The sequence below is a fragment of the Noviherbaspirillum denitrificans genome, from assembly GCF_002211445.1.
Lineage (GTDB): Bacteria > Pseudomonadota > Gammaproteobacteria > Burkholderiales > Burkholderiaceae_D > Noviherbaspirillum > Noviherbaspirillum denitrificans.
In genome coordinates this window covers 4,768,562-4,778,150 of the sequence record NZ_LSTO01000001.1, presented here as the reverse complement: position 1 = coordinate 4,778,150, position 9,589 = coordinate 4,768,562, and the positions used below count along the sequence as shown (strand labels likewise).

Genomic DNA, 9,589 nt, shown 5'->3' with positions numbered 1-9,589 from the left:
CGGTATTCCGCGTGCGGATCTGCACGGGGGCGAAGTAGAACACGGGCTTTGGGCCGGGCAGATCCGTGTCGCGAAGGAAGTGCGTGTTCTGCGCGGAACCTGCGAAACAGTCATAGACCAGCGACTCGCCAAAGTGATGATGGATGGACGACCTGAGCGCCTCGTCCCCCGAGAAATCGAGATAGAGCGTCGGTACGCTGGCGTCCATGTGCTCGACCTCGTCATAGCTCACGCATTCGTGATAGCAGCCGAGTCCTTCGACGAAGGCGCGGTTGCCCCTGGAGGTCAGGCCGATCAGCTGGACATCATGCTTGCCGGCCAGGCAGAAGGCAGTGCCGTAAGCGGTCTTGCTTGAGGCGCTGGAGACGACCACGCGCTTCGCGCCGAAAAATCCGTTGTCCTGGAAGAAGTCGGCACCCATGAATGAAGTGATGAACAGCGGACGCAGCAGCATCTGGTGGTTTTCCAATGTCTTGCGGTAGGCGGGATCGTCGCTGCAGCGGGTGTACTGGTTGTAGGCGGACGTCAAATCCAGGCGATGGGCCGAGCCGTCGTAGAAGCCGCGTTTCTTCACGCGCACGGCCTTCATGCGGATATGACTGGCCAGCGGGTAGTAGCCGTAGAAGCGTTCGCCGACTTCCACGCCTTCGGCGTTCGACATCAGGACGTCCGCGAATCCCCATACCGGCATGTGGCCCCATCCGTCTACGCCCGTGGGGAAAAATTCCCAGTACTTCATCGCGTCGCCGAAGGCGGCGTAAGTGATGTTGTTGGTGGTGACCGCGGCCCGGTCGATCTTCAGGATGACCTCGCCTTCCTGCTGCGGCAGGGGCATTTCCAGGGTGTCGATCCGGCTGGTGCCGAGCGCGCTTTTGCCGGTCAACAGGCGTGTTACAGTGAATGCATCGCTCATCCCTCTCTCCTTTTTCAATGGTGGTTGTGCATGCCTTCACTGTATCGCCGGCGGCCGGCCGTCGGGTTCGGAAAATCCGCAGGCCCTGACGCGGCCGGGAAAACGCGTATCAAGCCTCTGAAACGGCCGAGACAGGCGCGTGCGAAGTTCACCGTGCAGGCAATTTACGATACGTTTGTTCGGATTTGGCGTGCCGCCGGATGGCAAGGCGTGACGACCCGGGCGGTGGCGATGGAATCGGGCGTATCGATCGGGACGCTCTACGAATATTTCCCGAACAAGGAAGCGCTGCTGTCGGGGTATGTCCGCCATTGCGTCGAAGTGCTGCTCGACGCGATCGAAACAGAGGTTATCCGCCCTGCCGGTCTCGCATGGGAAGAGCGCGTGGATCGACTCGTGCGCGTGACCGGGTCGCTGGGCACAGGCTCGCAACCCTATTTCGACGCCGCCATGCTGCAGCTCGAAAACGTCATCGCCGAGCCCAAGCACCATCGGCGGGTGTTCGAGGAACTGTCGGATAAATGGATCAAGGCAGTCGATGCCTGCACCGACCTGCCGGCAAGACCGGATCCGGCCGCGGTGAGGAATCTCTTCGCTTTGGTGTGGGGAGGCAAGCGCTATCTCCTGCTGCTGGACGCGGACGATGCCGCGCAGGCGCGCTGGAGCGACGATACCGCGCAGATGTGCGTGGCGTGGTTGCATCTGCGTTCCGCAAGATAATGCAGCGGCATCTGGCCATGATGTCGGCCCCGCGCAGGCTTCAATGCAATCAGTGCATGGCAAGCGCAATCTGCGCCAGCTTCCATTGCCTGTGTAGGTGCTACGCCTACAGGAGCTGCCAAACCATTCCAGCGCTGTCGCATTTGCACATCGAAGAACCGAATCCGTGACATCCGACATTGGCAGATGGTGGGGTCTTTGAAATACTGATCGGTTTGGCCACTGATACTGTCTGCAATGCTTCATACCCAAACGCTCGCCCTTGCTACGACCGTTCAGCTCGTTTCGCTATCAGTGTTCCTGACGTTCTTTTTTTTCACGCGCCGAACCTATCCGGGTTTTGCCAACTGGACCTGCGCGCTCGCCTGCCTGGCAGTCGGTTATGTCCTGCTCAGCCTTCGCGGCATCGCGCCCGACGCGGTAAGTATCCTGGCAGCGAATTATCTTCTGATGACCGGCATGGCGTTGCTCCTCGACGGCATACTTCGCTTCAGCGGCCGCGCGTATTCATTCGCGCTGAACGGTCCCTTGCATCTTCTTTCCGCGGTGTGCGTCGCAGTAATGGCGTTCTATACCTTTGCGGAGCCGAATATCAACGCGAGGGTTGTCGTGGTCAATCTGTTTCGGTGTGTCTCGCATGGTGCATGCGTTGCTGCATTGCTGTACTTTCAACCGAAGACGGATCGCACAACCCACCGTTTCCTTGCGCTCCTGTTTCTCGCGTCGGTCACTCTTGGTATCGTCCGGGCCGGCTTTGCGCTGAATGCCTCGCCACTGCAGCATCTGTATGACGATCCAACGTTCCGCCTGTTCATGCTGATCGATCTTGGCGTCGTCGCCGGCATCGTGTTTTGCCTGCCGGTCCTGACCCACATGCGCGTCGAGCAGGAGCTGGAACAAGAGCGTGCAGTCGCGGAACGCGCGTCGCGAACGGACAAGTTGACGGGACTCTGGAACCGGGCATATTTCGAAGCGGAGACAGAGCGACGCGCGCGGGAAGCGGATCGTTTCGGGGACGAACTGTCGATGCTGATGATCGACGTGGACCACTTCAAGACCGTCAACGACAAGTACGGCCATCTCAGCGGTGATGAAGTTCTCCGCAGTATCGCGTCCCTTGCGCGCACCTGCATCCGGTCCACGGACTTGCTTTGCCGATGGGGCGGCGAGGAGTTCCTCATGGTCATCCGCGCGCCCAACGAGGTGGCTGCGCAGGTGGCGGAAAACCTCAGGCGCGTTATTGAAGGCGCAAGCTTTTCCGTGCCGCAGGGCATTACCATCAGCGTGGGCGTTGCAAACAGGCGGGCAGGGGAGGAGCTGACCTCCTTGATGGCGCGTGCCGATCATGCGCTTTACCGCGCCAAGGCGGGCGGACGCAATCGCGTCGAACAGGAAGGCGGCGATGCATCGAGGTTTAGCCCGCTGTACCTGAAGTGGAATCCGGCTTTCTCTACCGGGGAGCCGGCTCTGGACGCCCAGCATCGGGGTTTGATCGAGCTCTCGGCACAACTCCTCGAGCGATGCACAGCCAACGACCGGCAGTCAGTACTCCATTTGACGCGCAAGCTGCTGGACAACGCCGAGCAGCACTACCTTTATGAAGAGTGTGTATTGGAGGACCGCCGATATCCCGATCTCGAGGCGCATCGGAGCGATCACCGGAGGTTGCACGAAAAAGGACGAGAGTTGTTCGACAGGGTGGCCGATGGCGAGAAGGATCTCTCGGCGATCATTTCGTATGTGCTGAATGACCTCGTCATCGGCCATATTGCTGAAGAAGACGTCGCCTACATTGCACATGCAGGCAGGGAGGGCAGCGTCAGCCGCAGCCAGCCTGGTTCATGAATGAACAGAAACGAGCGCACGCGCCTCGAGCGCGCCCGTCGATGAGGTCGTTTCCGCACAGTCATTTTCTCGTGCGGGCTTGCCTGCATGGGGGCGGGGCAGCATCATCGCCGAGCGATGCTCCGGAGCGTTCCATGCAATCAAGCCAAATCCGAGCTCACGGCGGATGTTTTCGTTGAATGTGCTCATGATGTCCTCCTCCACGTGCCGAACCCAAGGCGAGCGCTTTTCTCTTTCCTGTTACATGCGCCCTGTACCAAATAGCTACGCAAGAAGTCTGCCAAGGCGAGTGTGACGATATGGAGCGGGCGGCGGCGAAATGGCCTGACACTTCTGCATGAAGCGCCAGGCCTGCGTCTTGTTTTTTTGCACGATGCGGTTGCGCTGCCCCCGGTCGAGGCACACCGCGCCGGTGCAGCGCGCAATGTAAAGTGCGTCGACAGCCGCGAGAACAGGATGAGGATCAGTCCAGCATATCCGCAGGGATATTTCCGCCGTTTTCGGCCAGCTTCTGGATCACGGTCTTGTGCAGCCACATGTTCATCTGCGCGGAATCCGACATCTTGTCGGCAGGGCAGCCAAGCTCGGTTGCCAACTCCTTGCGCGCGGCAAGGCTGCTGTCCAGTCCCAGCAGTTTGAGCAAATCGACAATCGATGTCTTCCAGTTAAGCTTTTCAGCATGCGAATGTGACATTTGTTCAAGCCTGGCGACGACATCGACGGTGCTGATCGCAGTCGAAGCGGGCGCGCTTGCCGCCTCGGGTTGCTGGACGACGGCGGTGTCTGCCTGGGGGGCGGATTCAGTAACGGCTTCTTCCTTTTTTGCGTCGCCGAAGCCGAGCCTGGACAGGATGGTGCCAAAGATACTCATGCTGTTCCCCTTGAGGTTGGTTGATAGTCATGACGTCCCGAAGCGACCGATTGATCGCGAAGAGCCGGGACAAGTATGGGGGACAGAATCCGCGCAGCTTTGCGCGGGATCAGCGATTGAATGGCCGGGTCTTGCAATGCGGCTGGTGCATCACCGCGTATTTCCCTTCGCCAGCAACGCCGCTTCCACCCGGCTGCGCACCTGCAGCTTTTGCAGGATGTTGCTGACATAGTGCTTGATCGTCTTCTCGGACAGAAAGATCCGCTCGCCGATTTCACGGTTCGTCAGTCCGGTGCCGATCAGGGAAAGGATCTCGCGTTCGCGCTCGGTCAATTCCTGCAGCGGGTCCGGTGCCTTGTCACGGGTGAGCGACACGAGCATTCCAGACGCGAGTGGCGGGGATACGTAGACTTCGCCGGCGACAACGGACCTCAGCACGTCGGCAAGCTTGCGTGGCGAAACGCCCTTGAGCACATAGGCGCGTGCGCCGGCCTTGAAGGCGGCGAGCAGGTTGTCATGGTCGTCGGACACGGTCAGCATCACGATGGCCGTTGCCGGGCAGGCAGTCGCGACTTTTTCGGCGGTGGCAAAGCCGCTCCAGCCCGGCATGCTGATATCGAGCAGGAGCACGTCCGGCAGCAGGTCTTGCGCCATGCTCAGCGCTTCTTCCCCGCAGCCCGCCTCGCCCACGACGCTGAATCCCTGTTCGGCGCCAAGCGCATTGACCACGCCCTGCCGGAAAAGCGGATGGTCGTCGGCGACCAGCACGCGAATCGCATCAGTCATGCAAAGCTCCTTCCACCACGAGGGGTATATGCGCACGGACTACCGTTCCCTGTTCCGGCGCGCTGCGCAACTCAAACAGGCCGCCGAGGATCTCGACGCGCTCGCGCATGCCGGCAAGGCCTTGCCGCCCCGGCTTCTTTGCCAGTTCAGGCTGGAAGCCGATGCCCGTGTCGGTGATCTCGACATGCAGCGCGCCGTCGGCGTCGCTGACCGCAACAGCCTGCAGCGGATTGCCGGCATGGCGGAATCCATTCCCCAGCGCCTCCTGGATCAAGCGGTAAAGCGTGATCTTGACCGACAGCGACGCGTCGTTATGCGCGGCGATGCTGGTCGATACGCGTGCGCCGGTCTTGCGTTCGTAATCGCGTACTGCGCGGTTGGCGATCTCGTCAATCGAGCACTGGTCGATGTCGGGCAGACGCAATCCGGCAGAGATTGCGCGCAAATCGGTCAGCGCCGCGACCAGTGCATTGCGTACCGAGTCGAATCGGCCGGCATGGGTTGCCGTACCCTTGTTGGCGGGGCAGCAGGATGCGCAGTTCTCGGTGATCGCTTCGAACTGCATGAGCGCCAGCCCCATGTCCTGCCCGGGGCCGTCGTGCAGGTCAGCGGCGATCTGCCGCAGGAAGCGCTCGTTGATGGCGGTGGTCCGCGCCGCCGCGCGGACCACCCTTTCATTGAGCGCGGCGTTCTGCCCGACCAGCGTTGTAAGCTGCGCCACCTTGTCGCGCAATTCATCGCGCTGCCGGTCGATGGTCTTGCTGCCGCGATGCACCAGGCCGAAGAGCAGCAGGTACATCATCAATACCGTCAAGGCGACGACCAGCCAGCTCATGCGCTGCGCGGACCAGGCTTCGCGGTCCAGTTCTTCCGTCGTCTGGTAGAACTCGGCGACGGCCACCACGGTACCGTTTCCTTCTGCATGGATGGGGACGTAGGTTTCGATCAGGCGCGGCCATACGCGTGCCTCCGATTCGTTTTCGGCATGCGCGAGTTCGCTGATCTCGGAATGGACGTTGCCGGAAATCGCCGCGGAGAGTCCTTCGTTGAGCGGGAAGGTGCGGCCCGTCATGGAAGGATCCTTGCTGTACAGGACGGTGCCGTCGGGCCGCCACAGCTTGAAGGCAACGATCCGTTTGCCGAGCGGCGAATCGGTCAACAGCGCGCCGAGCGCATGGCGGTCTTCGGCGGAGAGTTCGCCGCTCTGCGCATAGGATCGGACGAAGGGGGAAACGAAGCTTTCCACATACAGGCCGGTGACGCCGCCAAGCCGGTTGACGACGCCGCGCTCGACTTCCCGGCTGACCCATGTGCCGATCAGGAGCATGCCGATCAGCAAGATCGGAAAGCTCGACAGCAAGAACTGTCGCGAGAGGCTCAGATTGACGAATCGTTTCATCGTGGCGGCTCCATGATGAGTGATGGTAGTCGGCAATTCCTGCTGATGATATGGACTAAAGTCTGAAAATTTTGCGCCACTCGGGTAAGTCCGATTTCTCCCAGTGGCCATCGTAGCAGCGAAGCGATTTGCGTATCTTGACCTTACTGCGATGACGGCACGCGGATCCCGGAGGCAGCTGCGAAGGGAAGACGGTGCGGCCGGCTTTGGCGCAGTTTGCACCCGTCACCAAACTTTTTGGAGAAGACCATGTTCAAGAAATCCACCGCATCTGTTCTCTTGGGATCCATGATGGCGATCGTCGCCTGCGGCAGCGCAACCGCGCAGCCGGTTGTTGTCGACCAGCCGCTGGCCAGGCGGGGCGCGGACGACCGGGGCTACGACGACCGCGGCGGCCGCCGCTTCACCGAAGAAGTGGTCGATGTGGTGGCAAAGCGCGGCCGCGCGGGCGACGACAATCCCAAGCCGGAAGGGGAAGAAGACGGCTTTGACGATCACGGCGCCGCCTGACGCGCAGATCGGTCCGGGGCATGAAGCACGCATCGATAGGGGCGCGATGCTTCAGCTCCGGAGGGGGCTTTCGTCAAGCCCTCACGCGCCGCCCAGCACGGCTGCCACCACCGGATGCGCAATGAGCGTTTCCAGCAGACGCCTGGCCTCGTCCCGCTGCTCCCGAGGGAAGTTCGCATTCTCGATGCCCGTCGCCAGCGATCGGACCAGGGCTGCGGCATGCTCGTTGTTGCCGGCCTGGTCGGAAACGGACTCATTCAATGCCGTACGCATTGCAGGCGTACCGGGTGCCGATGAAGCGGCTTCTTTTTTTATCGTGATGCTGAAATGCCCCGGCACATTGCGGCGCGCAGCGCCATAGGCAACGCCGTCGACAAGGTAGGCCTGCTCGCTGCCATCGGCCAGCGGTTGAATGACTCGATCTCCTTCGGCGACCTGTAATTCGTCCTGGAAGACGGTGATCCTGTCGGCGCCGAATTTGGTCTTGTAAGGACCGATACGGGTGCCGTTCCTGTCTTCAAAAAAGACCTTGTCGGTCATCATTCTTGCAAGGTTCATGGGTGCTCCGGGCGTTCGGGTTTTTGCCCGCTGAATGTAGCATGACTGGCGAGTTCGCCCAGGAGCGCGCCCTGCAAAATTCGAGGCCCAAATGAAAAAAGCCCCGAATGATCGGGGCTTCTGTTGCAAGGGGACTGTGCTTACGCTGCGCGCTTGCTCTTGCGGCGCATTCCGAGGCCGGCCAGGCCGACTGCCATCAGCAGCAGGGATGCGGGCTCGGGAACCTGGGTGGTGACGACATTCGACACGGGCGGCTGCGTTACGCCGCGGGTGACATCCGCCGACAGCAGCGAGCTGGTGAAAATGTAGTCGCCGCCGGCAGCGACGCTGAGCAGGACGGACAGCTTGCCGTCTGCGATCAGGTCGGGCAGCGATGCGATCAGGGAGATGGCGTATGCCGTCGCCGTATTGCCGTTCGGGACGTTGGAGCCGTTGAAGGTCTGCGAGGTGCCGCCGCTGCCGATCTTGAAGGTGAACGTTTCGTTGTTCTTGTTCACGTTGTCGAGCAGTTTGATGGTGAGCAGTGCGCTGTTGATCGTGTCAAACCCGACGACAAACCCGCCCACGCCATCGGAGATGTCATGCGTAAAGTTATAGGAAGACGTCGGCGTGATGGTCACGTCGGGGGTCGGATCAACGAAATCGGTAATGGCAATGGCATGGGCCGCATTGCCGGCCAGCAGAGCAACGCTTGTTCCAAGGACGGCGAGCAGAGCTTTGATGCATTTCATGGGAAATTCCTCCAAGAGGGAAATTAACTGTAGGTAATTTACATGTATGGAGAGCAGGTTGTATGCCAGAAACTGAAAGTCATTTACATTCAATGTGTTACGAATGGTTGCTGAAGAAGATGAGAGGGGGGTGTAAAAAAATCCGACAGTGTATGTAAGATTCCCCGACGCACGGCCTTGTCTGCTGTGCGGCCAGTTATTGTATTTTTGGTAACGCTGCGCGGTTGTCGGTCACGCCCTGCGTCGTCAATTTCCCTACCATGTACATGGGATTGCACGTGCCGGGTCACGCTGCGACCATCTGGTATCCGCTCCGGCTTCCGCAGCCGGCCCGTCGAGGCACGCCGGCACCATTCCGGCAACGTGCTCGATACCCCGCTTCCGGCGACCTGTCCGGCAAGCGAGCGCGTGCTTCACGAAAGCTATGACCATGTTGGGATTCGACCCTCGCTCGTTCATCATCATCTCGGCGGCCCTTGGCACCCTTTGCGCGATCATCTTCGCGGTCCTTCAGCGCAATTTTCCGACGGAGATCAAGGGGCTGAAAGAGTGGACGCGGGCCTATTTCCTGATGACGGCGTCGGCATTCCTGTTTGCACTCAGGGGGAACATGCCTCCGGCGCTCACCAGCTACCTGGCGAACATCCTGCTGGTGTGCGGCATCATGATGATGCATGCGGGCACGCGTGAGTTTGCGGGTCTGCTCCGGCAGCATCGTGTGATTCCCCTGTTCCTGACCGTGTTGTCGTTCGGCCTGGCCTGGCCGACATTTTTCGAGGACGATTACCGCCTGCGCCTGCTTCTCATCACGGGGACCAACGCGACACTGTTCGGCCTGTGCGCGCTGGTGGTCTGGCGCCTGGCGGAAAAGCGGTTTGCCGAGTGGCTGACCTGCGTGCTGTTCCTGTTCACCGGCGCGGTGTCCCTCGTCCGGTTTGTTGCTGCCTTGCTGCAGTCCGCGGGCCCCGACTCCCTCACCGACGCCTCCGCGTTGCAGCATCTTTATCTCGGCACCTTCTCGTTCTCGCTGGTGGCGCTGGGCGTCGGCTTCATCCTGATGGTGAACCAGCGGCTGCGGGCCATGCTCGAGCACGCGGCTTCACACGACGACATGACGGGCGCACGGCGGCGCACCGCCTTCCTCGAAATGCTGGAGCGCGAACTGAAGGGCGCGCCGCGCGGACGCTATACCTCGCTGCTGATGATCGACATCGACGATTTCAAGGAAATCAACGACAACTTCGGCCACATCGCGG

The 9,589-nt window shown here is 60.7% G+C and carries 11 protein-coding genes; 4 read left to right on the top strand and 7 right to left on the bottom strand.

The window, feature by feature from the left end:
* On the bottom strand, window positions 1-913 hold a 913-nt coding region (locus tag AYR66_RS23225), incomplete at its 3' end, for a DUF2855 family protein (RefSeq protein WP_141104299.1).
* Window positions 914-943: 30 nt separating this feature from the next.
* Here AYR66_RS23225 and AYR66_RS23220 point away from each other — a divergent pair.
* The gene (locus AYR66_RS23220; protein WP_272938358.1) at window positions 944-1,633 is read left to right on the top strand and encodes a TetR/AcrR family transcriptional regulator; all 690 of its coding nucleotides are present in this window, start codon (window positions 944-946) and stop codon (window positions 1,631-1,633) included.
* Window positions 1,634-2,083: 450 nt separating this feature from the next.
* Window positions 2,084-3,478: a diguanylate cyclase gene (locus tag AYR66_RS23215; RefSeq protein ID WP_170942249.1), complete on the top strand. Its 1,395-nt coding sequence runs from the start codon at window positions 2,084-2,086 to the stop codon at window positions 3,476-3,478.
* Here AYR66_RS23215 and AYR66_RS23210 read toward each other — a convergent pair.
* From AYR66_RS23210 to AYR66_RS23195, 4 genes are all read right to left on the bottom strand, one after another.
* Complete coding sequence (locus AYR66_RS23210) at window positions 3,473-3,667, bottom strand: hypothetical protein (RefSeq protein ID WP_088709481.1); 195 nt, start codon at window positions 3,665-3,667, stop codon at window positions 3,473-3,475. The genes AYR66_RS23215 and AYR66_RS23210 overlap by 6 nt on opposite strands.
* Window positions 3,668-3,941: 274 nt before the next feature.
* Window positions 3,942-4,349, bottom strand: a complete 408-nt coding sequence (locus AYR66_RS23205) for a DUF3597 domain-containing protein (protein ID WP_088709480.1) — start codon at window positions 4,347-4,349, stop codon at window positions 3,942-3,944.
* 150 nt (window positions 4,350-4,499) lie between these two features.
* Window positions 4,500-5,135 (bottom strand): response regulator, encoded by a 636-nt coding sequence (locus tag AYR66_RS23200; protein WP_088709479.1) that lies wholly within the window; start codon window positions 5,133-5,135, stop codon window positions 4,500-4,502.
* Window positions 5,128-6,534, bottom strand: coding sequence for a sensor histidine kinase (locus AYR66_RS23195; protein ID WP_170942248.1), 1,407 nt, complete (start codon window positions 6,532-6,534; stop codon window positions 5,128-5,130). Before AYR66_RS23195 ends, AYR66_RS23200 begins: the two co-directional genes overlap by 8 nt.
* A gap of 249 nt (window positions 6,535-6,783) precedes the next feature.
* Between AYR66_RS23195 and AYR66_RS23190 the strand changes: the two genes are divergently transcribed.
* Complete coding sequence (locus AYR66_RS23190; RefSeq protein ID WP_088709477.1) at window positions 6,784-7,044, top strand: hypothetical protein; 261 nt, start codon at window positions 6,784-6,786, stop codon at window positions 7,042-7,044.
* Between the two features lie 81 nt (window positions 7,045-7,125).
* Here AYR66_RS23190 and AYR66_RS23185 read toward each other — a convergent pair whose 3' ends face one another.
* Window positions 7,126-7,587 carry a hypothetical protein gene (locus tag AYR66_RS23185; protein ID WP_141104129.1) on the bottom strand — a complete coding sequence of 154 codons (462 nt, stop codon included), beginning with the start codon at window positions 7,585-7,587 and terminating at the stop codon, window positions 7,126-7,128.
* 155 nt (window positions 7,588-7,742) lie between these two features.
* Window positions 7,743-8,333, bottom strand: coding sequence for a PEP-CTERM sorting domain-containing protein (locus AYR66_RS23180; RefSeq protein WP_088709475.1), 591 nt, complete (start codon window positions 8,331-8,333; stop codon window positions 7,743-7,745).
* 430 nt (window positions 8,334-8,763) lie between these two features.
* Between AYR66_RS23180 and AYR66_RS29730 the strand changes: the two genes are divergently transcribed.
* The coding region (locus AYR66_RS29730) for a GGDEF domain-containing protein (RefSeq protein WP_206047253.1) at window positions 8,764-9,589 on the top strand (826 nt) is incomplete at its 3' end.